General features: G+C 63.0%; 25 protein-coding genes. 16 read left to right on the forward strand and 9 right to left on the reverse strand.

From position 1 onward, the window contains the following. Positions 1–11 precede the first annotated feature (11 nt). Both PVW51_RS04760 and PVW51_RS04765 read left to right on the forward strand, forming a co-directional pair. On the forward strand, positions 12–1,100 hold the full coding sequence (locus tag PVW51_RS04760; protein ID WP_269361107.1) for a zinc-binding dehydrogenase: 1,089 nt from the start codon (positions 12–14) through the stop codon (positions 1,098–1,100). Positions 1,101–1,154: 54 nt separating this feature from the next. Further along, complete coding sequence (locus tag PVW51_RS04765) at positions 1,155–2,396, forward strand: mandelate racemase/muconate lactonizing enzyme family protein (protein ID WP_274573803.1); 1,242 nt, start codon at positions 1,155–1,157, stop codon at positions 2,394–2,396. 96 nt (positions 2,397–2,492) lie between these two features. Here the strand turns inward: PVW51_RS04765 and PVW51_RS04770 are convergent, their stop codons facing one another. Both PVW51_RS04770 and PVW51_RS04775 read right to left on the reverse strand, forming a co-directional pair. Further along, positions 2,493–3,038: a hypothetical protein gene (locus PVW51_RS04770; protein ID WP_269361109.1), complete on the reverse strand. Its 546-nt coding sequence runs from the start codon at positions 3,036–3,038 to the stop codon at positions 2,493–2,495. A gap of 481 nt (positions 3,039–3,519) precedes the next feature. Further along, positions 3,520–4,743 carry an acyl-CoA dehydrogenase gene (locus PVW51_RS04775; RefSeq protein ID WP_269361110.1) on the reverse strand — a complete coding sequence of 408 codons (1,224 nt, stop codon included), beginning with the start codon at positions 4,741–4,743 and terminating at the stop codon, positions 3,520–3,522. A gap of 101 nt (positions 4,744–4,844) precedes the next feature. Between PVW51_RS04775 and PVW51_RS04780 the strand changes: the two genes are divergently transcribed. Then, positions 4,845–5,741 carry a LysR substrate-binding domain-containing protein gene (locus PVW51_RS04780; protein ID WP_274573805.1) on the forward strand — a complete coding sequence of 299 codons (897 nt, stop codon included), beginning with the start codon at positions 4,845–4,847 and terminating at the stop codon, positions 5,739–5,741. Positions 5,742–6,274: 533 nt separating this feature from the next. Beyond that, the gene (locus PVW51_RS04785) at positions 6,275–6,622 is read left to right on the forward strand and encodes a hypothetical protein (protein WP_269361112.1); all 348 of its coding nucleotides are present in this window, start codon (positions 6,275–6,277) and stop codon (positions 6,620–6,622) included. A gap of 56 nt (positions 6,623–6,678) precedes the next feature. Here the strand turns inward: PVW51_RS04785 and PVW51_RS04790 are convergent, their stop codons facing one another. After that, positions 6,679–7,344 (reverse strand): SOS response-associated peptidase, encoded by a 666-nt coding sequence (locus PVW51_RS04790; protein WP_274573806.1) that lies wholly within the window; start codon positions 7,342–7,344, stop codon positions 6,679–6,681. A gap of 152 nt (positions 7,345–7,496) precedes the next feature. Between PVW51_RS04790 and PVW51_RS04795 the strand changes: the two genes are divergently transcribed. Further along, positions 7,497–8,750: an MFS transporter gene (locus PVW51_RS04795; RefSeq protein WP_269361113.1), complete on the forward strand. Its 1,254-nt coding sequence runs from the start codon at positions 7,497–7,499 to the stop codon at positions 8,748–8,750. Positions 8,751–8,881: 131 nt separating this feature from the next. On the opposite strand, the gene PVW51_RS04800 is transcribed toward PVW51_RS04795, so the two are convergent. Then, positions 8,882–10,438 (reverse strand): bifunctional metallophosphatase/5'-nucleotidase, encoded by a 1,557-nt coding sequence (locus PVW51_RS04800; RefSeq protein WP_274573807.1) that lies wholly within the window; start codon positions 10,436–10,438, stop codon positions 8,882–8,884. A 291-nt stretch (positions 10,439–10,729) separates the two neighbouring features. On the opposite strand from PVW51_RS04800, the gene PVW51_RS04805 reads away from it, so the two are divergent. Genes PVW51_RS04805 through arsC form a run of 4 tightly spaced genes read left to right on the forward strand, consistent with a single transcriptional unit; the run spans position 10,730 to position 12,889 of the window. Beyond that, the gene (locus tag PVW51_RS04805) at positions 10,730–11,080 is read left to right on the forward strand and encodes a DUF952 domain-containing protein (protein WP_274573808.1); all 351 of its coding nucleotides are present in this window, start codon (positions 10,730–10,732) and stop codon (positions 11,078–11,080) included. Further along, on the forward strand, positions 11,077–11,508 hold the full coding sequence (locus tag PVW51_RS04810; RefSeq protein WP_269361117.1) for a DUF1330 domain-containing protein: 432 nt from the start codon (positions 11,077–11,079) through the stop codon (positions 11,506–11,508). The genes PVW51_RS04805 and PVW51_RS04810 overlap by 4 nt, the downstream gene beginning before the upstream one ends. Continuing rightward, complete coding sequence (locus PVW51_RS04815; RefSeq protein ID WP_274574041.1) at positions 11,508–12,548, forward strand: quinone-dependent dihydroorotate dehydrogenase; 1,041 nt, start codon at positions 11,508–11,510, stop codon at positions 12,546–12,548. The genes PVW51_RS04810 and PVW51_RS04815 overlap by 1 nt, the downstream gene beginning before the upstream one ends. Further along, the gene (arsC, locus tag PVW51_RS04820) at positions 12,545–12,889 is read left to right on the forward strand and encodes an arsenate reductase (glutaredoxin) (RefSeq protein ID WP_274573809.1); all 345 of its coding nucleotides are present in this window, start codon (positions 12,545–12,547) and stop codon (positions 12,887–12,889) included. The genes PVW51_RS04815 and arsC overlap by 4 nt, the downstream gene beginning before the upstream one ends. A 154-nt stretch (positions 12,890–13,043) precedes the next feature. On the opposite strand, the gene PVW51_RS04825 is transcribed toward arsC, so the two are convergent. From PVW51_RS04825 to PVW51_RS04835, 3 genes are read right to left on the reverse strand one after another with little or no spacing between them, the layout of a single operon-like run. After that, positions 13,044–14,408, reverse strand: a complete 1,365-nt coding sequence (locus tag PVW51_RS04825) for an MATE family efflux transporter (protein ID WP_274573810.1) — start codon at positions 14,406–14,408, stop codon at positions 13,044–13,046. Position 14,409: 1 nt separating this feature from the next. Further along, the gene (locus PVW51_RS04830; RefSeq protein WP_274573811.1) at positions 14,410–14,922 is read right to left on the reverse strand and encodes a PaaI family thioesterase; all 513 of its coding nucleotides are present in this window, start codon (positions 14,920–14,922) and stop codon (positions 14,410–14,412) included. Then, entirely contained in the window at positions 14,919–15,341 is a 423-nt protein-coding gene (locus tag PVW51_RS04835) for a PaaI family thioesterase (RefSeq protein ID WP_269361125.1), read from the reverse strand. Before PVW51_RS04835 ends, PVW51_RS04830 begins: the two co-directional genes overlap by 4 nt. A 106-nt stretch (positions 15,342–15,447) precedes the next feature. On the opposite strand from PVW51_RS04835, the gene PVW51_RS04840 reads away from it, so the two are divergent. Beyond that, positions 15,448–15,828, forward strand: a complete 381-nt coding sequence (locus PVW51_RS04840) for a MerR family transcriptional regulator (protein WP_114275099.1) — start codon at positions 15,448–15,450, stop codon at positions 15,826–15,828. Between the two features lie 61 nt (positions 15,829–15,889). On the opposite strand, the gene PVW51_RS04845 is transcribed toward PVW51_RS04840, so the two are convergent. Further along, entirely contained in the window at positions 15,890–16,102 is a 213-nt protein-coding gene (locus PVW51_RS04845; protein WP_269361127.1) for a hypothetical protein, read from the reverse strand. A gap of 96 nt (positions 16,103–16,198) precedes the next feature. Continuing rightward, entirely contained in the window at positions 16,199–17,152 is a 954-nt protein-coding gene (locus PVW51_RS04850) for a helix-turn-helix transcriptional regulator (RefSeq protein ID WP_274573812.1), read from the reverse strand. A 30-nt stretch (positions 17,153–17,182) separates the two neighbouring features. On the opposite strand from PVW51_RS04850, the gene PVW51_RS04855 reads away from it, so the two are divergent. From PVW51_RS04855 to PVW51_RS04880, 6 genes are all read left to right on the forward strand, one after another. Further along, the gene (locus PVW51_RS04855; protein ID WP_114275358.1) at positions 17,183–17,584 is read left to right on the forward strand and encodes a MerR family transcriptional regulator; all 402 of its coding nucleotides are present in this window, start codon (positions 17,183–17,185) and stop codon (positions 17,582–17,584) included. A 39-nt stretch (positions 17,585–17,623) separates the two neighbouring features. Beyond that, on the forward strand, positions 17,624–19,405 hold the full coding sequence (locus PVW51_RS04860) for an acyl-CoA dehydrogenase C-terminal domain-containing protein (protein WP_274573813.1): 1,782 nt from the start codon (positions 17,624–17,626) through the stop codon (positions 19,403–19,405). Positions 19,406–19,450: 45 nt separating this feature from the next. Next, positions 19,451–19,663 carry a hypothetical protein gene (locus tag PVW51_RS04865; RefSeq protein WP_274573814.1) on the forward strand — a complete coding sequence of 71 codons (213 nt, stop codon included), beginning with the start codon at positions 19,451–19,453 and terminating at the stop codon, positions 19,661–19,663. A 37-nt stretch (positions 19,664–19,700) separates the two neighbouring features. Further along, complete coding sequence (locus tag PVW51_RS04870) at positions 19,701–20,849, forward strand: acyl-CoA dehydrogenase family protein (RefSeq protein WP_274574042.1); 1,149 nt, start codon at positions 19,701–19,703, stop codon at positions 20,847–20,849. Between the two features lie 96 nt (positions 20,850–20,945). Then, positions 20,946–21,584 carry a glutathione S-transferase family protein gene (locus tag PVW51_RS04875; RefSeq protein WP_274573815.1) on the forward strand — a complete coding sequence of 213 codons (639 nt, stop codon included), beginning with the start codon at positions 20,946–20,948 and terminating at the stop codon, positions 21,582–21,584. A 17-nt stretch (positions 21,585–21,601) separates the two neighbouring features. Beyond that, a complete protein-coding gene (locus PVW51_RS04880; RefSeq protein WP_274573816.1) occupies positions 21,602–22,813 on the forward strand; it encodes an acetyl-CoA C-acetyltransferase in 1,212 nt (403 codons plus the stop codon).

Raw genomic sequence — 22,813 nt, forward strand, 5'->3', positions numbered from 1 at the left:
GGATTTTACCCGTGCAAATGATCAAAGCCGCCGTCGCCCATGAATTCGGTGCTCCCCTCGTGATCGAAGAGGTGCAGCTGCGCGCGCCCGAGGGCAGCGAAGTCGAAGTGACGCTGGATGCGGTCGCGATCTGCCACTCCGACATTTCCTATGCCGAAGGGGCCTGGGGCGGCACATTGCCTGCGGTCTATGGCCACGAGGCCGCGGGCCGCGTATCGGCGGTTGGGGCCAATGTGCGGGGTCTTGAGGCGGGCGACAGCGTTGTCGTCACCCTGATCCGCGCCTGCGGCGCCTGCCCCAGCTGCGCCAGCGGCAGCCCGACGGTCTGCGAAACCCCCTATGACGGTGACAAGGGCCCGCTGAAGACGGCAGACGGCGGCACGCTGCATCAGGCCATGGCCTCGGGCGCATTTGCCGAAAAGGTCGTGGTCGAACAATCCCAGGTGGTCAAGGTCAGCCCTGACATCCCCAAGGAAGCCGCCGCCCTGATCGCCTGCGGCGTGATCACCGGGGTTGGTGCCGTGGTCAATGCGGCAGGTCTGCGCGCCGGTCAGGACGTTGTGGTGATCGGTGCAGGCGGCGTGGGGCTGAACGCCATCCAGGGCGCACGCATCGCAGGCGCGCGGCGCATCGTCGCCGTGGACATGAGCGAAGAGAAACTGGCCGTGGCAAAAGAATTCGGTGCCACCGACGGCGTGCTGGCCAGCGGGCCCAAGCCCTGGCGCGCGGCGCAAAAGGCGATGGGCCGCGGCGCTGACGCGGTCATCGTCACCGTGGGCGCGATCCCGGCCTATGACGCGGCACCGCGCTATCTGGCGGGCGGTGGCAAGGTGATCATGGTGGGCATGCCTCATTCCGGCGCAATGTCCTCTTACGAACCGGTGACCATGGCCTTCATGGGACAGGGCATGGTCGGCTCCAAGATGGGCGATGTGGTAATCCAGCGCGACATCCCCTGGATGGTGGACCTCTACCTTCAGGGGCGTCTGAAACTGGACGAGCTGATCTCCGGGCGCTGGTCGCTGGAGCAGATCAACGAGGCGATTGCCGATACCAAGGGTGGTGCCGCGCGGCGGAACGTGATCCTGTTCGACAGGTAACGCCCGGGTGGCCTGCCGCCCGGGGTACGTCGGACATACAGAAGGATTGAAGGCATGAAGCTGGCCGATCTGGACATCATCGTGACCGCGCCCCCGGCCCCGGGCTGGGGCGGGCGCTACTGGATCCTGGTGAAGGTGACGACGGATACCGGCATCACCGGCTGGGGCGAATGCTATGCCGCCTCTGTCGGTCCGGAGGCCATGCGCGCGGTGATCAAAGATGTCTTCGAGCGTCACATGGCCGGGGAGAACCCCGAAAACATCGAGCTGATGTTCCGGCGGGTCTATTCCAGCGGTTTCACCCAGCGGCCCGACCTGACGGTCATGGGGGCCTTTTCGGGGCTGGAGATTGCCTGCTGGGACATCCTGGGCAAGGACCGCGACCGCCCGGTGCATGCGCTGATCGGCGGGCGGATGAACGACAGGGTCCGCGCCTATACCTATCTCTACCCCCTGCCCCAGCACAGCCTGGCCGATTTCTGGACCTCACCCGGGATGGCGGCCGAAGCCGCCGCCGATTGTGTCGCGCGCGGCTATACGGCGGTGAAGTTCGACCCTGCCGGGCCCTATACCCTGCGCGGCGGCCATATGCCCGCGATGAGCGACATCAGCCAGTCCGTCGCATTCTGCGCCGCGATCCGCGCGGCGGTGGGCGACAAGGCGGATCTGCTTTTCGGCACCCATGGCCAGTTCACCACCGCAGGCGCGATCCGGCTGGGCCAGGCCATCGCGCCCTATTCCCCGCTCTGGTACGAAGAACCGGTGCCGCCCGACAATGTCGCTCAGATGGCGCAGGTGGCCGGTGCCGTCGGCATTCCCATCGCCACGGGCGAAAGGCTGACGACAAAGGCCGAATTCGCGCCCGTCCTGCGGGCCGGGGCGGCGGCGATCCTGCAACCTGCCCTTGGCCGGTCCGGCGGCATCTGGGAGACCAGGAAAATCGCCGCCATGGCAGAGGTCTATAACGCCCAGATGGCGCCGCATCTCTATGCAGGGCCGGTCGAATGGGCGGCCAACATCCAGTTCGCCGTCTCCATCCCCAACCTGCTGATGGCCGAAACCATCGAAACCCCGTTTCATGACGCGTTGATCAAGGGAAGTATCAGGGTGGAAGACGGCTTTATCCCCGCGCCCACCGCCGCCGGCCTCGGCATCGAGGTGGACGAGGATCTGGCCCGCGCCCATCCCTATACCGGCACCGGCCTGCACCTGGAAATGCAGGAAGCGCCCTGCGACTATGTGAATGGCAATAATTTCGAAGGGGGCGCACCCGCCCCGCGCGACCAAAGCGTCTGACGAATTACCTGAAGCATCAGAGATCACGTGACGCGTTGAAATCTCTGATTTCAGGCAGCGTCAGGTGATTGTGGTTTTTCGCATGACGCAACAGGATCAGAGTTCCGCTTCCGGCCCGGTTGGCTGCAATGCGCCGACAGCCGCGAAATGCGCATGCCTGAGCGCCTCGGTATCGCCGGCAGAGCTGCGCGGCGCGACCTGGCTGAGCACCTGAACCAGCACACCATTCAGCGCGGCATAGCTGTGCAACACGGTTGTCGCCTTCTTCGGCCCCGCAAGGCGATAGGTCAAAGTGCCAAAAGGTGCGCCATTGATCGACCGGCTGTCCAGATCGACAAATTCGAAGTCCTGCCCCACAGCCCCGGCGCGGGCATTGATCATCTCGATGATCCGCGCCTCGATCGCCTGCTGGGTGGCGGCAATCGTGCCGTCCTTTTCGGCCAGAACCTTGGAAATGAAGCCATCAGGATGCAGCCAATAGCTGATCCCCATGCTCTGCCCCTTGTCGATGCGCATGAAATCTTCCCCCGCGCAGAAGTTCAGCCCCGGCCCGGCGCGGCTGCATGCCGGATGGCCATCAGCCGCCAGGACCGGCTGGACACAAACGGAAAGAAGACAGGCGGCAAAAAAATTTCGAAACATGGGAACTCCTGTTGCGCTTTGCGCGTTAAAGCTAACCCGCGAGCGTTTTCAAAAGCAAAACACGACTGCAATATTCCGTTCACAATCCGGTTTGTTGCCCAAATATGGTGCAAAAATGCCCCGGCGGCACTCTCCGTAGTTGTGAATCCTCAACAAAACAGCGCCCGGCGGGGCCGGAGGCTGCGCTATGCCAGCGGGCATGGGATCATTCTCTTTTTGGCAGGAAATATCCGGAGGGGGAGTTTGAGGGGGAGGAACGCCCCCTCAATCCGGTGCCTTGCAGCGTCCCGCCTTTGACCTGATACACTCAGTATCGCCGATGTCCCGAGAGCGCGAAGCGCGGCAGGGTATCGGCGATTCAAATTTAAGGCGGGGCGCTTTAGCGCCCGGTCTTGAAGCTGTGACACGAACATCCTGCCGCGCCTGCGGCGCTTTCGGGACATTCATGTCACACGTTGCGTCAGATATAAGGTCGGGCGCTTTAAAAGAACGCCTGCAAGCCGGTCTGCGCACGGCCCAGGATCAGGGCATGCACGTCATGGGTGCCCTCATAGGTGTTCACGGTCTCCAGGTTCATCATGTGACGGATCACCTGGAATTCGCCGGAAATGCCGTTGCCGCCGTGCATGTCACGGGCGTGGCGCGCGACATCCAGCGCCTTGCCGCAGTTGTTGCGCTTGACGATGGAGACCATCTCGGGCGCCGCATTGGCCTGATCCATCAGACGGCCCACCTGCAGCGAGCCCTGCAGGCCCAGCGAGATTTCAGTCATCATGTCGGCCAGTTTCTTCTGGAACAATTGCGTCTGCGCCAGGGGCTTGCCGAATTGCTTGCGGTCAAGCCCGTATTGGCGTGCCGCGTGCCAGCAGAATTCCGCCGCTCCCATGGCACCCCAGGAAATGCCGTAACGCGCACGGTTCAGGCAGCCGAACGGCCCCTTGAGCCCCTGCACATGCGGCAGCAGCGCCTCTTCGCTCACTTCCACACCGTCCATGACAATCTCACCGGTGATCGAGGCGCGCAGCGACAGTTTGTTGCCGACCTTGGGCGCGCTCAGCCCCTTCATGCCCTTCTCAAGCACGAAGCCGCGGATCTTGCCGTCGTGTTCATCGGATTTCGCCCAGACAACAAAGACATCGGCGATGGGCGCGTTGGAGATCCACATCTTGGAGCCGGTCAGCTTGTAGCCGGTGGCAGTCTTGACCGCGCGGGTCTTCATCCCGGCGGGGTCGGAACCGGCGTCAGGCTCGGTCAGGCCGAAACAGCCGATCCATTCGCCGGTGCAGAGCTTGGGCAGGTATTTCTTGCGCTGCGCCTCTGACCCATAGGCATAGATCGGATACATCACGAGGCTGGATTGCACGGACATCATCGACCGATAGCCGGAATCCACCCGTTCCACCTCACGCGCGACCAGCCCGTAAGAGACATAGCCGCTGCCCAAGCCACCGTATTCCTCGGGGATGGTGATGCCCAGCAGTCCCATCTCACCCATCTCGCGGAAGATTTCCGGATCGGTTTCCTCGTTGGCAAAGGCGTCGATGACGCGGGGCTGCAGTTTTTCCTGGGCATAGGCATGCGCGGAATCGCGGATCATCCGCTCGTCTTCGGTCAGCTGGCTGTCCAGACGGAACGGGTCGGTCCAGTCAAAGGTGCCCAGATCGGGGGCATCCTTGGCGCGCAGGATTGGGGCTTCGGCGTTCATGGCAGTTCCTCCATTGGGGGGTGCGGTTGCGCGCAGTATTGCAAAAACGGCCCTGAATGACTATCGCTGCTTTGTCCTGCATATATGAGAAAAAGTCATAGATGATCGCCCCCCGCCGCTTCCTGCCGTCGATCTCTGCCTTGCTTGCCTTCGAGGCGGTGGCGCGGCTGGGCGCGGCCACCCGCGCGGCAGAGGAACTGTCGCTGACGCAATCCGCGATCAGCCGGCAGCTCAAGACGCTGGAAGCGCAACTTGGCGTCGAACTGCTGACCCGGCAGGGCCGGCAGCTTGTCCTGACCGAAGCCGGACAGACCTATGTCCGCCACGTCCGCGACATCCTGAACCGTCTGGCGCAGGCCAGCGTGGCGGCGCGGACCAACCCGCTGGGCGGCGCGCTGAACCTGTCGATCCTGCCCGCATTCGGAATGCATTGGCTGGCCCCCCGCCTGCGCGATTTCGCCCGCAGCCATCCGGAAGTCACCGTGAACCTCTCCACCCGGCTGAAACCCTATGCGATCGAGGACAGCACCTTTGACGCCGCGATCCATTTCGGGCGCGAGGACTGGCCCGGCGTCAGCTACCTGCCACTGATGCCCGAAACCGTGGTGCCCGTCTGCGCCCCCGACCTGATGCAGGCGCCGGTGCATGACGCGGCAGAGATGCTGAACCACCCCCTGCTGCATCTGGAAACGCGACCAAAAGGCTGGGCGCGCTGGCTGGCCGCCCTGGGCGTTGAAGCGGAGCCGCCCGCGGGCATGGTCTTTGATCAGTTTTCCACCATGGCGCAGGCGGCGATCCATGGGCTGGGCGTGGCGCTGCTGCCAACCTTCTTTGCCGACCCCTATCTGCGCGACGGGCAGTTGATCCTGGCCTCCGACCAGACCACCCAGAGCATCGGCAGCTACTATCTGGTCTGGCCGCGGGACCGCGACACCGGCGCGGCACTTGGCTCCTTCATCACCTGGCTCGCGGCCCAGGCCGGACAGGCCGAGGATTGAAGCGCTTCGCCTTTACCTGAAACCTTCGTCATCCCCGCTTGAAATCATGGATTTCAGGCGACCACAGGTCATTCAGACTGGCGTCCGAGCCATAGGCTTTACGCATTACGCGTTACACTTTCGACTTTTGCCGCCTGCTCCCTGCTCCCCTCACTTGCAGACATGTCATGCAAGACCTGTCATTTTTGACATGTCTTACATGACATGTCGTCCGTAGCGGAACGGCGCGCAGAGGCGTTTTTCGTAACGTTGAAATCCCTGATTTCAAGCAACGTTGCTTGAGTCAGGCTTTGCGCAGGACGGTTTGGGAGCAGGACGCCGGTCAGGAACTTATCGCGCCCTGCCTTGAACCTGCATCGCCAATACCCTGCCGCGCTACGCGCTCTCGGGACAGTGGAGATGTGATCTGCCCCGGGTCAAAGGCGGGACGCTGCAATAGGGGCACAAAGCGGCAATTCGCCAAATTTATGCCGCATTTACCTTCTAAGCAAATTTATCCGTAACCGGGTGGGGCCGTTACAAGGAGCACTTCGATGCTTACATCATTCTGCAAAGGCGCCTGCGCAATTGCCGCTGCCAGCACGCTTTGGGCCGGTGCGGCCCAGGCCGACAACCAATCCGTGCTGATCGTGGAAGGGTCCTATTTCCCTTCGACCATCTACGCAAAGCCCGGTGACAATGTCATTTTCACCAACCAGAGCGGCCAGGTTCAGCACCTCTCCGGCCCCGAGGATACATGGACATCCGGCCCGATCGAAGTGGATGCGACCTATCGCCTGAACCTGACCCATGCGACGCCCCTGACCTTCACCAACGGTGAAGACGGCGAAGGCCTGATGGAAGGCGAGATTTCATATGATCCCGCCCCGCTGAACGACTGATATCAAAAACGACCCCGCAAAGGGCCGCGTGACAGTGACGCGGCCCTTTTCTGCGTTCAGATTTCTTCGATCAGTTCCGGCCCTTCGGCGCGATTGGAATTGACGGCACGGTCCACCCGATGCCAGGTCAGCAGATCATCGGCTGCGGGCACCATCAGGGTTGCCGCCCCCTTGCCCGCCTCGCCAAGCCAGAGCGGCCAGTCCGCCGCCTCGATGATGACCGGCATGCGGTGATGGATCGCCCGCATCGGATCATTTGCGGCGCAGGTCACCACCGCACATGTCCGCAGCCCCTCATCAGTCTCCGCGCGCCAGTCCTGCCAGATCGCCGCCAGGGCCAGGGGCGCCCCGTCGCGCCGGGTGATGTACCAGGGGTCACGCCCCCCTTCCGCATCCTTGGTCCATTCATAGAACCCTGACGCCACGACAAGCCCCCGCCGTTCCCGCGCCGCCGCGCCAAAAGCCGGCTTTTCGGCAATCGTCTCGGCCCGGGCGTTGATCAGCAAGGGGCCATCGCCCGGTTTCTTGTACCATCGGGGGATGAACCCCCAGCGCATCGCGCCCAGCCTTCGCGGCCCATCGCCACTGCCAGTGACAATATGGACCTGGTTCGTCGGGCAGACATTATACTGCGGCACCTTCGGCAGGTTGTTGGCCGGCGTCGCCGCAAAGAGCCGCGCCATGGCATCATGGGGCAAGGTCACTGCAATCCGTCCGCACATCTGCTGTCCTTTCCGGCCGTCACCGGCCTTGAGCCTGTCCTGCGCCCCGAAAACCTGCAAAAGCGGCGGTCCCCGGATAATCGCAGACCCCACCTGTAAAAGGCGGGGCATATCTGGCAAGCTTCGGGCAATTGGCCATAGGATATCAAGAGATGATCAGACAATTCCTGCCCGTCAGCGCGCTTCTGCTTGGCTCCGCCTTCCTGCTCTTTGCAGGCGGAATCAACGGGTTGATCCTGCCCGTGCGCGGCACGATAGAAGGGTTCTCGGCCATTTCGCTGGGGCTGTTGGGCACCGGCTGGGCCGTGGGATATGTGTCGGGCTGCATCATGACGCCGCCGCTGGTGGCGCGGGTGGGCCACATCCGGGCCTTTGGCGCGATGGCCGCGATTGCGGCGATTTCCATGCTGGCCAGCGCCATCCAGATCACCCCCTGGGCCTGGATCGTGCTGCGCGGCGTCTGCGGTTTCTGCTTTGCCGGGGCGGCGATGATCGTGGAAAGCTGGCTGAGCGAGCAATCCACCCCGGACACCCGTGGCCGCATTTTCGGGGTCTACACAATGGTCAACCTCGCGGCGAGCACGGCAGGATCACTGATGCTGACGGTGGGGGACCCCTCGGGCTTCCTGTTCTTTGCCCTGGCGGCGATCTTCTATTGCATGGCACTGGTGCCGACCGCGCTCAGCTCCTCCTCCTCCCCCGCGCCGCTGGTCACCGTAAAGCTCAACCTCGCGGCGCTGTGGCGCAATTCGCCCGTCGCGGTCTTTGCGGTCTTCTGGGTCGGTGTCTCCAACGCCGCCTTCGGCACCCTGGCGGCGGTCTATGCGCAGAACGTGGGGCTGGTCCTGGCGGCGGTATCCTTTTTCATCTCGATCCCGATCCTCGCGGGGGCCATCATCCAGATGCCCGTGGGGCTGATGTCCGACAGGATGGACCGCCGCAAGGTGCTGGTCGGCGTGGCGGCGCTGGCGCTGGTGGCCGACCTTGGGTTTATCCTGCTGGCCCCGCAGGGGCGGATGATGAACCTGACATTGGCCGCGCTGCTGGGCGGCTCGATCTATGCGATGTATCCGGTGATCGTGGCCCATGCCAATGACCACGCCGAACCCGGCACGGCGATCCAGATCTCGGGCGGGCTGCTGCTGACCTTCGGCATCGGCTCGATCATCGGGCCGACGGTGGCGGGCCTTGCCATGGCCGAGATCGGGATCCGCGCATTGTTCATGACCACGGCGGTCTCGCACGGGGTAGTGATCCTTTACACGCTCTGGCGGATCTCCAAACGCGAGGCGGTGGCCGATGCGGAGAAGTCCAGCTTTCAGCCCCTCAACGCGGGCCGCACCTCTGCCTTGCAGACGGCCGAGGCCGCGCAGCAGCCGTCGGAACCGGCACAGGCCGCGCGCTGACCCCGCCGTCCGGGCGGTGACGATTTTTTTGAAAAAATCGGCCCGGACTTTTCGAAAAGTCCGGCGCCCGGTGGCAAAGGAAAAGGCGCGGCCGGGACCGGTCGCGCCTCTCCGTACTCAGGGCATATGCCTTACTTTACCGTGATGCGCCCGTCGGTATAGGGCTTGTAGGGCGCATTGGCCGCCAGGTAGTCGGCGGTCACATCGGCCAGATCGGGGCCGAAGTCATAGGCGTTCATTGCCGACTTGAACATGTCGTAGCCGTCGCCACCGTTGCGCACATAGTTGTTGGAGACCACGCCATAGGTCTTGCCCATGTCCAGTGGCTCTCCCGCGACCATCACGTCGCTGACCCGGCTGCCCGGTTCGGCACTGGCATCAAAGGCAAAGGTAATGCCCGCAACCTGCGGGAAACGGCCCGCGCCTTCCTCGACCTGGCTGACACCGTTTTCCAGCGCCGCCTTCAGGGTTTCACCACTCACCTGGAAGGTGGACAGGGTGTTCTGGAACGGCAGGACCGTCAGCACCTCGCCCATGGTCACATCGCCCGCGTCGATGGAGGCACGGATGCCGCCGCCGTTCTGGATCGCCACGTCAATGCCCTGATCGGCCACCCGCGCCAGCATGGCGTCGGCAATCAGGTTGCCCATGGTGCATTCCTGGGACCGGCAGACCTCGCGGTCGCCGCCGATGGCTTCATCCGTATGGGCAACGACCTTGCTGCGGATCTCCTCCAGCGGTGCCGCCGCTTCGCTGATGCGCGCGACAGTGCCCTCGTCCTCGGTCACCGCGGCATCCATGATCAGCGGCTCGCCGCTGGCCTCGGTCACATTGCCTTCATCGTCGAAAGTCACGTTCAGCTCGCCCAGGAACTTGCCATAGGCATAGGCCTGCACAATGGCGGTATTGCCCACCATGGTCGGATAGGGCCCTTCGGCACGGTCATTGGTGTTGCTCAGCAGCGTGTTGGAATGGCCGCCGACAATCACGTCCACGCCGGTGGTTTCAGCGGCAACGCGCTGGTCCACGCCGTAGCCGGAGTGCGACAGCACGATGATCTTGTTCACGCCCTCGGCGGTCAGCTTGTCCACCTCGCCCTGCACCGCAGCAACGGGGTCGGAAAAGGTGATGTTCTCACCGGGGCTTGCCAGCTCATCCGTATCTTCCGGCGTCAGCCCGATCAGGCCCAGCTTTTCACCGCCCCTTTCGATGATGGTGGATTTCGGCAGTTTGCCCGCAAGCAGCGGCTCTGCCGAGACATCGGCGTTGGACATCAGGATCGGAAAGTCGATCGTGTCCATGAAGCCTTTCAGAACCTCGGGCCCGTCGTCGAATTCGTGGTTGCCCACGGTCATCGCGTCATAGCCCATCTTGTTCATCATCTCGGCCGCCAGCGCGCCCTTGTAATAGGTATAGAACAGCGTCCCCTGAAACTGGTCGCCGCCATCCACCAGGATCGAGTTGTTGGACCGCGCACGGGCCTCGGTGATCGCTGTCATCAGCCGGGCGGAACCGCCAAAGCAGTCGCCTGCGGTATTGTCTTCGGCACCACAGGGACCGTCATATTTGCTGATCGGCTCGAACCGCGCGTGGAAGTCATTGGTGTGAAGAATGGTAAGCTGATAGTCGGCGGCAGCCGCACCGGCCGTCAGGCCCAGCGCTGCAACGCTTGTCAAGAATCGTTTCATTGCTTTTCCCCAGTTGGAACAGATGGCAGCATGGTGGCCTGCGCCCATGCGACTGTCAAAGCGCTTGTGCGCGGCATGCCGTTGGGTCAAGCGCTGCAGGCGGCAATGCCCAGCGCCCTTGCCGATGAAGCGCGGGCTTCGGGGTCCGGACGGGATATTTTGGCAAAAAGAAGAGAAAACCGGACTTCTTCATGCCCCAAATACTCAAATCCGACGGCAGGGGCACATCCAGGTGGTTGCGAGGGTCCGACCCGGCTTGACCCGCGTTGACTGCCGGGGCATGACTGCCTCATGTTGATTTTCAAGATATTTCTGGCCGACCAATGGACCACATTGCGCCAGGCCGGCAGCACCGATGGGGCGCCCATCGACATCGCCGATGGCTATGTGCATTTCTCGACCGCCGCACAGGTCGAAGAGACAGCAGCGAAGTATTTCGCCGGGGCCGAAGGGCTGATGCTGGTCGCGGTGGATGCGACAGCCGCAGGTGAGGCGCTGAAATGGGAACCCTCGCGCGGCGGGGCGCTGTTTCCGCATCTCTACCGCCGCATGACCATGGAGGATGTGGTCTGGGCGCAGCCGCTGCCGATCCTCGACGGGTGCCACCAGTTTCCCGCAGGTCTGGAGGAAGCTGGCCAATGAGCGATTTCATCGACCCGGACCGCGCCCAGTTCGACGCCTTCAAGGCGCTGGACCGCGATGCCCCCCTCAACATGCTCAACCTCGTGGCCTTCAACGATCTGGCGAACTACCCCGGCGATCACGAGCTGGCCCGGGACGGGCTGACCGGGGCGCAGGCCTATGCGCTATACGGCAGGCATTCGGCCCCGGTTCTGGCGCGGGTGGGGGGCAGCATCCTGTGGCGGGGCCAGTTCGACATGACCCTCATCGGCCCCCAGGATGAGAACTGGGATGCGATGTTCATCGCGGCCTACCCCAATGCCCATGCCTTTCTGGCGATGGTCTCGGACCCCGAATATCAGCGCGCGGTCATCCACCGGCAGGCCGCTGTCCGCAGTTCGCGGCTGATCCGCAGCACCCCGCTTGCCACCCGGGATGGCTTTGCATGATGTCGCTGATCGAGCGTCTGGGGCTCGGCGCGCTGCATCGGCTTGACCCGGAAGTGGCCCATGGGCTTGCCCTGCGGGCACTGCGCTGCAACCTGGCCCCCAGCCCCGGCCCGGTCACCACGCCACGGCTGCAAACCACCCTTGCCGACATGTACCTGCCCAACCCTGTCGGGCTGGCGGCAGGCTTCGACAAGAACGGCACCGCCGTCGCCCCGCTGTCACGCGCCGGGTTCGGCTTTATCGAAATCGGGGCCGCCACCCCCCTGCCGCAGCCGGGCAACCCGCGCCCCCGCCTGTTCCGGCTGAGCGAGGACGCCGCCGCCATCAACCGCTTCGGCTTCAACAACGAAGGCGCCGATGCCATCTGTGGCAGGCTTGCGCGGCGCGGCGCTGGCATTCCGGTTGGCCTGAACCTCGGCGCGAACAAGACCAGCACGGACCGCGCGGATGATTTTGCCCGGGTCATGATCGCGGCCCGCAACCATGTCGATTTTGCCACCGTCAACGTCTCCTCTCCCAATACCGAAAAGCTGCGCGACCTGCAGGGCAAGGCCGCGCTTGCGGCCCTGCTGGACGGGGTGATGGAGGTGCGCGGCGCAACCCCGGTCTTCCTCAAGATCGCGCCGGACCTGTCGGAGGCGGAAATCGCCGATGTGGCCGAGGTGGCAAATGCCGCGGGCATCTCGGCGATCATCGCAACCAACACCACATTGGGCCGCGACGGGTTGCGCTCGGCCCATGCGCAGCAGGCGGGCGGCCTGTCTGGCGCGCCGCTGTTCGAAAAATCGACCCGGGTGCTGGCCCGGCTCTCCACCCTTACCGATATCCCCCTGATCGGGGTCGGCGGTGTCGGCTCCGCCGAACAGGCCTATGCCAAGATCTGTGCAGGTGCCAGCGCGGTGCAGCTTTACACCGCCCTGGTCTACGGCGGCATTGGCCTCGTCGGCGAAATCGCCCGCGGCCTTGACACCCTGCTGGCCCGGGACGGGTTTGACCAGGTGGCCGATGCCGTCGGCAGCCGCAGAGGGGACTGGCTATGATCACCATCTGGCACAACCCGCGCTGCTCCAAATCCCGCCAGACCCTGGCGCTGATCGAGCAGAGCGGCGCCGAGGTCACCATCCGCCGCTACCTTGAGGACGCACCGACCGAGGCCGAGATCGACGCGGCCCGCAGGGCGCTGGGGCTGTCCTCCCTGCGCGACATGCTGCGCAAGGGAGAGAAGAGCTACAAGGAGCTTGGCCTGAACAGCGTGACTCCGGAAACTGCGCTGCTGTCGGCCATGGCGCAGAACCCGGTCCTGATCGAGCGGCCCATCGTATTTTCAGGCAACCGCGCGGTAATCGGTCGCCCTCCCGAGGCCGTGCAGGACCTGCTCTGACACGCGCTGCGGAATTTTGCAAAATTCCGGCGGCGATTTTTTCAAAAATCGCCTACAGCGTCCCGCCTTTTACCTGATACACGCCATATCGCCGATGTCCCGAGAGCGCGCAGCGCGGCAGGGTATCGGCGATTCAAGTTTAAGGCGGGGCGCTCTAAGCTGCCGCCCGTTCAAGCGCGGGATAGCGCAGCCCAAGGGTCACGGCCCGCGCCACGAAGGCAATCAGCATCGCTGCCCAGAGACCATGATTGCCGATGGCGGGCAGCAGCAGGGTCACCGCCCCCACGTAGATGCCGAAACTGATCGCCATCATGTTGCGCATGTCCCGAGACCGCGTGGCCCCGATAAAGACCCCGTCCAGCATGAAGGCCCCGCAGGCGATCAGGGGCAGGACAACGACATAGGGCAGAAAGACCCGCGCCATCTGCTGCACCTCCGGTGCCTTGACCATCAGGTCGATGATCTGCGGCCCGGCCAGCGCAAAAACCACCACGACCAGCGCCGAAGTGGCAAAGGCCCAGCCCATGCTCAGCATCGCGCTGCGGCGCAGGACAGCGCGCTGCCGCGCGCCCATGGCCTTGCCCACCAAAGCCTCTGCCGAAAAGGCGAAACCGTCCAGCCCGTAGGAGGTGATCATCAGGAAATGCAGCAGCACCTGATTGGCCGCCAGCGTCACATCACCCAACCCGGCCCCAAGAAACATGAAAGAGACAAACATCGCCTCCAGCAGCAGCGACCGGATCAGGATATCGGTGTTCAGCCGCACCATCTGAACCCATTTCAACCGGTTGAAAACCTGCAGCCAGTTGCGCCAGCCCGGTCCCCGGAAGGCCGCGCGGCAGAACCACAGACCAAGCATCGCCCCGGTCCATTCCGCGATGAAAGTGGCAAGGGCCACGCCCTGCACCCCCCATTCCAGCCCCAGCACGAACCACAGGTCCAGACCGATGTTCAGCCCGTTCATCACCAGCTGGATCACCAGCACCGCCCGGGTGCGCTCCTGTGCGATCAGCCATCCGGTGATGGCATAAAGCGCGATGGCCGCCGGGGCCGACCAGATGCGGATGGCCATATAGGACCGCGCAAGGCCCTCGACTTCCTCGGTGCCCGGAGAGACCAGGAAGGCCGCCCAGAACAGCGGCAGCTGCAGGGCCACCACGATCAGACCGGCCCCAAGGCCCACCAGCAACCCGCGCGTCAGCAGGGCGGCCACCTCGGCCTCGTCACCGTTGCCGGTTGCCTGCGCGGTCAATCCGGTGGTCCCCATGCGCAGGAACCCGAAGACCCAGTAGAAAGCGGAAAGGATGATCGCGCCCAGCCCCACCGCCCCCACCGGCGCGGCCAGCCCGATCTGTCCCACCACCCCGGTATCCACCGCCCCCAGCAGGGGCACGGTGGCGTTGGAGATGACGATGGGCAGCGCGATGTTCAGCACGCGCCGATGTGTGACCACATCGCGGGGCGCCAGCGCACCGGCCTTGATCGCGCGCACCTCGCCGTCGGAAATCGGATCTGTCACGTCACCCCTTGCGCTGCGGCATCACGAAATGGCCTGTCGCCTGGGCGAACATCCGTTCCCGGTTGTCCTGCCAGCCCTCGACGTGGACACTGGCATAGCGCCGCCCCGAGCGGTTGATCCGGGCGCGGGCATAGGCGTCGCGCGGCAGGCCGGAGCGCAGGTAGTCGACGGTGAAATCAATGGTCTTGGGCAGGCGCGGCAGATGCACATGGCTCAGATCGCTGACATCCAGCGCGCCGCTTTCCATATCCTCCCAGATAAAGGCCCAGCTCAGCGTGATGATCGCCGTGACCTCCAGAAACGCCGCTGTGGCACCGCCATGCAGCGCGGGCAGGATCGGATTGCCGATCAGATCGTCCTTGTAGGGCATGATCCCCGTCAGCTCATCGCCCCGGCGTTCAAAGGTGATGCCCATGAACTGCACATAGGGCACCCCCTCGACCAGGGCGCGCAAGACGGCATCGCGGCGCTGTTTGACGATCTGAACCGGTTCAGGTGCGGGACGCCGGGTCATTTGCGCCCCTCCACCGTGAAGGTCCCTGTGGCCATGGCCACGGGCGTCGCGCGGTCCTCGTCATGAGCGGTGGCGCGCACAAAGGCCACGGAGCGGGTGACATGGTAACAGGTGGCTTCGGTGGTGATCGTCTGCCCGGGCGTGGCGGCCCGCAGGTATTCGATGCGCAGATCAATGGTTGCGGTGCCCGCCGGATTGCTGGGATGGCTCATCACCGCAGCGCCGCAGGCCGTATCCATCAGCGCCGACACGGCGCCGCCGTGCACAACGCCTGTCTTGGGGTCACCGATCAGCCTCTCGGCATAGGGCATGGAAATGATCGCGGTTCCCATTTCCAGAGATTGCAGCTCCATCCCAAGCGCGCGCGCATGCGGCAAGGCGCGGATGAACTGGTTGGCTTGTTTCAATTTGTCCGTCATCGGCCCCTCTTTCGGGCACCGTTATCGGCTGGTGACACGCAAAGGACAAGACCACCTGTTGCGCTTGGCACGGCATCATCCTAGCTTGCGCTGCGGGAGATTGATGATGGCCGAAGAAAGACTGACCTTCAAACAGATGTGTGCACGGTTCGACGTCACACCACGCACGCTGCGTTACTATGAATACATCGAACTGCTGCAGCCGGAACGCGAAGGGCGGTCACGCTTTTACAGCCCCAGGGAATGCGCGCGGATGAAACTGATCCTGCGCGGCCGCAAGTTCGGTTTTTCCCTAGAGGGCATCCGGCAGTGGCTGCTGATCTACGAAAAGGAAGGAACCGAGGCGCAGATGCGCGCCTGGGTGACGGCCTCGGAGCGGCAACTCAAGGAACTGGCAGAGCAGCGCGCGCAACTGGATGAGGCCATGGCCGAATTGCAGCGCCTGCACGATGACACCGTCGGCGAGCTGGAAAAGAGAAGCGCTTAGGGTGAGGACCCATTAATCAAAGGTTTTCGACCCCTTGATCCGCGGCTCAGTCCCCGTCGGATCAGGTTTTGACCCCTTCATCCTGCAGGCGGTCGGCGGGCGCGATGACTTTTGCGATTCGGTCCATCTCTGCGGCGATCACGATCAATTCCGACACCAGCCCGCTGGAATGGGATGACGCCAGGTCGTAAGCAGCGTCTTCTACCAGCTTGGCCGCTTCCAACAGACGTTCACGGGGATCACATGTGGGAAGGGATTTCGCGGAATCGTTCATCTAGGAGCCTTTCGCAGTGCATGCTGCATGTGCAGCATAGCGCATGGACGGGTCAGATAGCCGTGGCAAACGCGCGGGTCACGTCACGCGAATGCGCTACACGATATCAAGTTCTTTAATTTGCAAAAGTCCCGACCCGAGCCCTTTGATGGCTGCGGTCGTGCGATCGTTAACATCCAATTTGTCAAATAGTCTGCGGCCTATGGTGTCAACCGTATGCCTTGAAATGCCCAGAATTTCGGCAATCACGCTGTTGCTTTTGCCCCGTGCCATCCAGCGCAGGATTTCCAGCTCCCTGGGGGAAAGATCGATGGTGCGCAGCGTGTCCTCTATCAGTTCGCAGAACCGAAGATGTGCGATCTGTGCCACGCATTGCATCTCGAAGGTGTTTTCGGGCCGGACCGTGACAACCGATTTTCCAAACCCGAGCCCGAAATAGGCGTTGCGCCCCTTCGGACCAAACACCGGAAGCGCGATCCCGTCGCCAAAGTCGGATGCCTTCCGCCGGCGTATGAAATCTGCTTCCTGTTCGGTCAGATTGGCGAGTTTCTCGATCTCGGACCACAGGAACGGCCGGGACAATCTGGCCGCAAGTCCGGGTATCGGGTCGATGACCTGCAGATTCGAGTCGATGTATTCGCAGATCCATTCTTCGGGGAATCCATCCTCGACAAAGCCCGTTCGCCCCCCCGGAAGGTCCTCGGCGTTGTCCAGATGATAGCTGACCATCTCTATGCCACAATTGTGGAAAAACGCGACAATGGTCCGCCAGAGGCTCGCGGCATCCGATGCAGCCGCGCAGTCCTTTACGAAACTCCTGACCGTTGTCTGGGACATAGATCCTCGCGATCCTTGCGCTATTCTACAAGATTTTGCGACATAAGTAGATTGAAAACTGCCGTCAAACCCCAATTTAACGGGGGCAAAGGCAGTTGCCCGGCATTGCAGCGGCTTGCCGCCTGTCCGGAAACGAAAGTGACGTGACGTATGACTTACGTAAACGTCAACCGCTGTTGTAAGAGACTTTCTGTATCCCCAGATCAAAATCAACGTGATGGTTTTCTGATGAGAGCAGAGATGATGACAACAGATACGCTGACCATTCGCCAGATGTGCGACACCTATGATGTCACCCCGCGCACTCTGCGTTTTTACGAGGCCAAGGAACTGCTTTTCCCGATCCGGGAAGGCCAGAAGCGCCTGTTCACCAAGCGGGACCGCGCGCGGCTGAAGCTGATCCTGCGCGGCAAGCGCTTTGGCTTCTCGCTGGAGGAAATCCGCCAGTTGCTGGACCTCTATCACATGGGCGACCAGCAGCAGACCCAGATCGCGCGGACCTATGAGATCGCGCGCGCCCGGCTTGCCGACATGGAAGCGCAGCGCGATGAGCTGAACGAGGCCATCGACGACCTGAAAGATCAGTTGAAATGGGGGGAAAAGATGATTGCCTCCATGACCCAATCCCGCAAGGCCGCCGAATAGGCGCCCTGCCCCACCGACACGCGTTTTAGGGAGAACCCCATGCCAAGCTACACCCCCCCCGTCAAAGACCTGCAATTCGTCCTGCACGATGTGCTGAACGTGACCGGCAGCAGCATCCCCGGCTATGATGAGCTGGAAGCCGATTTCACCTCTGCCATCCTCGAAGAAGCGGGCAAGCTGACCTCCGGCGTTCTGGCCCCGCTGAACGTGGTGGGCGACAAGGAAGGCTGCCGGCTGGAAAACGGCGTCGTCTATACGCCCAAGGGCTTCAAGGAAGCCTTCGAGCAGGTCAAGGAAGGCGGCTGGCCGGGTCTGGACATGCCGGAACAATACGGCGGGCAGAACATGCCCTATGTTGTGGGCACCGCAGTGGGCGAGATGTTCTCCTCTGCGAACCAGGCTTTCACCATGTATCAGGGTCTGACCCATGGTGCCGCCTCTGCCATCCTGGCGCATGGCACGGACGCGCAGAAAGACACCTATCTGCCGAAAATGGTCGCCTGCGACTGGACCGGCACGATGAACCTGACCGAACCGCATTGCGGCACCGACCTGGGCCTGATGCGCACCAAGGCGGCCCCGCAGGACGATGGCTCCTACAAGATCACCGGCCAGAAGATCTTCATCTCTTCCGGTGAACACGACATGGCCGAGAACATCATCCACCTGGTGCTGGCCAAGATCGAAGGCGGCCCGGAGGGGATCAAGGGCGTGTCGCTTTTCATCGTGCCGAAATTCATGGTGAACGAGGACGGTTCTCTGGGTGAACGCAACGGCGTTTCCGTCGGCTCCATCGAGGAAAAGATGGGCATCCACGGCAATTCCACCTGCGTGATGAACTATGACGGCGCCACCGGTTTCCTGCTGGGCGAGGAACACAAGGGCATGCGCGCCATGTTCACCATGATGAACGAGGCCCGTGTGGGCGTGGGCATGCAGGGTCTGGCGCAGGCCGAGGTCGCCTATCAGAACGCGCTGGAATACGCCAAGGACCGCCTGCAGGGCCGCGCGGTGACAGGTGCGCAAGCCCCCGACAAACCCGCCGATCCGCTGATCGTGCATCCCGACATCCGCCGCAGCCTGATGGATCAGAAAAGCTTTGCCGAGGGCGCGCGCGCCTTCATCCTCTGGGGCGCCACCATGATCGACGCGGCGCACCGCGCGGGCGACAAGGACGCGGACGGCCTCGTCTCGCTGCTGACGCCGGTGATCAAGGGCTTCCTGACCGATCAGGGTTACGACATGACCGTGAAGGCACAGCAGGTCTATGGCGGGCATGGCTATATCGAGGAATGGGGCATGTCGCAGTTCACCCGCGATGCCCGGATCGCGATGATCTATGAGGGGGCCAACGGCGTGCAGGCGCTTGACCTCGTGGGTCGCAAGCTGGCGCAGGACGGTGGCAAGCACGTCATGGCCTTCTTCGACATGGTGAAAGGTTTCATCAAGGAGAACGCCGGTCAGGACGCGGAATATGATGCGGGTTTCCTCGATCCGCTCAAGGCGGCCAGCAAGGACCTGCAACAGGCGGGCATGTACTTCATGCAGAACGGCATGAAGAACCCCAACAACGCGCTCGCCGGCTCCAATGATTTCATGCACATGTTCGGGCATGTCTGCCTCGGGCTGATGTGGGCGAAAATGGGCTTGGCAGCCAAGAAGGCGCTTGCGGAGGGCAAGGGTGACGCTTCATTCTACGAGACGAAACTGGCCACCGGGCGCTACTACATGGCGCGGCAACTGCCTGCCACGGCGCTGCACCTGACCCGCATCCAGTCCGGCGCGGATACGGTGATGGCACTGGAGGCCGCGAACTTCTGAACCCCGGTTTCGCCGCGAAACCTTGATTATTAACAAGAGGTTAAGATGCCGAAACGCTTCCGCCTGACCCGCCGCTTTCCCGTCGCCATGACGGAGGACGGGTACAGGCGGCTGAAGAAATTCAGCAACGAGGCGGGGCTTGACGAGGGCGAGGCGCTTTCATTCCTGTTCGAGAACTTCGGCAGCGTGATCAACGAGGAAAACCTGATCGCGCGGCTGAGGCTCTTCAACGCCGAACTCGACGACCGCAAGCGCTGAGCCGACAAGACAGACCTGGGGAGGGATCATGAACGACATGAGCACGACATCATCCAACTGGATGACGGACGAACACAGGATGATCGCGGATATGGCCGCGTCCTTCATCACCACCGAATGGGCCCCGAAGTTCGAGAAGTGGCGCAAGCAGGGCGAGATGGACCGCGAGACCTGGGCGCAGGCGGGCGAACTGGGCCTGCTCTGCCCCTCCATCCCCGAGGAATACGGCGGCGCGGGGGGCGACTTCGGCCATGAGGCGGCGATCCTGATCGAAAGCGCCCGGGCCAATCTGGCCAGCTGGGGCAATGGCATCCACTCCGGCATCGTGGCGCATTACATCCTGGCCTATGGCACCGAAGAACAAAAGAAACGCTGGCTGCCCAGGATGGTCTCGGGCGAGATGGTGGGCGCGCTGGCGATGACCGAACCCTCCGCCGGGTCCGACGTGCAGCGGATCAAGACCAAGGCGATCCGCGACGGCAACGCCTATCGGTTGTCGGGGCAAAAGACCTTCATCACCAATGGCCAGCATGCCAATCTGATCATCGTCGCGGCCAAGACGGACCCGAAGGAAGGTTCCAAAGGGGTCTCGCTGGTGGTGCTTGAAACCGAGGGCGCAGCGGGGTTCCAGCGCGGCCGCAACCTGGAAAAGATCGGCAAACATGCCTCGGATACCTCCGAACTCTTCTTCGACAACGTGGAAATCCCACCCGAGAACATCCTGGGCCAGGAAGAGGGCAAGGGCTTTTACCAGATGATGCAGCAGCTTCCGCAGGAGCGGCTGATCATCGGCTGCGAGGCTGTGGGGTCGATGGAGGGGGCCGTCGATCTGACGATCAGATATTGCAAGGAGCGCGAAGCCTTTGGCGGGCCGCTGACCCAGTTCCAGAACACCCGGTTCAAACTGGCGGAATGCAAGACCAAGGCCGCCGTGGGGCGGGCCTTTCTTGACACCTGCATCGCGGAACACCTGCGCGGTGAACTGACCGTGGACCGCGCGGCGATGGCCAAATACTGGCTGACCGACACCCAGGGCGAGGTGCTGGACGAATGCCTGCAACTGCATGGCGGCTACGGCTTCATGCAGGAATACGCGATTGGCGAAATGTGGACCGACGCCCGCATCCAGCGCATCTATGGCGGCACCAACGAAATCATGAAGGAGCTGATCGCGCGGGCGCTCTGACGCGCGGGCCCCTGCTCTTTTTGGTCATAAATATTCCCACGGGGGTCCGGGGGTGTGAAACCCCCGGTCCGGCCCCAGATACAGGAGAGACAGCAGATGACGATCAAACTCCATTGCTTTGGCGAATCGGGCCACAGCTACAAGGCCGCGCTGGCGCTGGAACTGTCCGGCCTCGACTGGGAACCGGTCAAGGTGGACTTCTTTGGCGGCCAGGGCCACTCGCCCGAATTCCGCAATGATCTCAACATCATGGGTGAGGCGCCGGTGATGATCGACGGCGATGTCCGGCTGACCCAATCCGGCGTGATCCAGGATTACATCTCCGAGAAAACCGGCAAGTTCGGTGGCCGCGACGCGGCAGAACGGCGCGAGATCCTGCGCTGGGTGCTGTGGGACAACCACAAGCTCAGCTCGCAGGCCGGGATGACCCGGTTCCTGATGAACTTCCTGCCCGAGGACAAGCGCCCGGCAGAAGTCATCGGTTTCATGCTTGGCCGTCTCAAGGCTGCTTATGCGGTGCTTGACGCACATCTGGCGGGCCGCGACTGGATCGTGGGCGACGGCGTGTCCAATGCCGACCTGACCTGCTGCGGCTACCTCTATTACCCCGAGCCCTTCGGCTTTGACCGCTCTGCCTGGCCCAACATCGACGCGTGGCTGACGCGTCTGTCCGAACAACCGGGCTGGAAAGCCCCCTACGACCTGATGCCCGGCAGCCCCGCTGACCGCGCCTGAGAAAGGAAGATACCACCATGACCGAAGCCTATATCTATGACGCCCTGCGCACCCCCCGTGGCAAGGGCCGCAAGGACGGCGCGCTGCACGAGGTCACGGCCCTGCGCCTGTCCTCCCAGACGCTGAACGCCGTCAAGGAGCGCAACAACCTCGATGGCCATGCCGTGGAGGACGTGATCTGGGGCAATGTGACCCAGGTGATGGAACAGGGCGGCTGTCTGGCACGCACTGCCGTGCTGGCATCCGACCTGGATGAGCGTATTCCCGGCCTCGCCATCAACCGGTTCTGCGCCAGCGGGATGGAGGCGGTGAACCTGGCCGCCAACCAGATCAGGGGCGGTGCCGGCATGGGCTATATCGCGGGCGGCGTCGAAATGATGGGCCGTGTGGCGATGGGCAGCGACGGGGCGGCGATTGCCGTCGATCCTTCCATCGCGATGGAGGGCTATTTTGTCCCGCAGGGCATTTCCGCCGACATCATCGCCACCGAATACGGGTTTTCGCGCGATGACGCCGACCAGCTGGCGATTGCCAGCCAGCAGCGCGCGGCAAAGGCCTGGAAAGAGGGGCGTTTCGACAATTCCGTCATCACCATCCGCGACCAGAACGGGCTGACCATCCTGGACCGCGACGAATACATGCGCCCGGAAACCGACATGCAGAGCCTCGGCAGCCTGAACCCCGCGTTCCAGGCCATGGGCGAGGTCATGCCCGGTTTCGACAAGGTCGCGATGCTGAAGTATCCGCATCTGGAAAAGATCAACCACATCCACCACGCCGGGAATTCTTCGGGCATCGTGGACGGTGCGGCGGCCGTGCTGATCGGCAACAGGGAATTCGGCGAGAAATACGGGCTGAAGCCCCGCGCCCGCATCCGCGCCACCGCCAAGATCGGCACCGACCCCACCATCATGCTGACCGGCCCGGTTCCGGTGACCGAAAAGATCCTCAAGGACAACGGCATGACCATCGGCGACATCGACCTTTTCGAGGTGAACGAAGCCTTCGCCTCGGTCGTGCTGCGCTTCATGCAGGCCTTTGACGTGGATCACGACAAGGTCAACGTGAACGGCGGGGCCATCGCCATGGGTCACCCGCTGGGGGCCACCGGCGCGATGATCATCGGCACCCTGCTGGACGAGCTGGAGCGCAGCGACAAGCAGGTGGGTCTGGCCACGCTCTGCATTGCCTCCGGCATGGGCGCCGCCACCATCATCGAGCGGGTGTGA

It is taken from the genome of Sulfitobacter sp. PR48 (assembly GCF_028807335.1).
Taxonomy (GTDB): domain Bacteria; phylum Pseudomonadota; class Alphaproteobacteria; order Rhodobacterales; family Rhodobacteraceae; genus Sulfitobacter.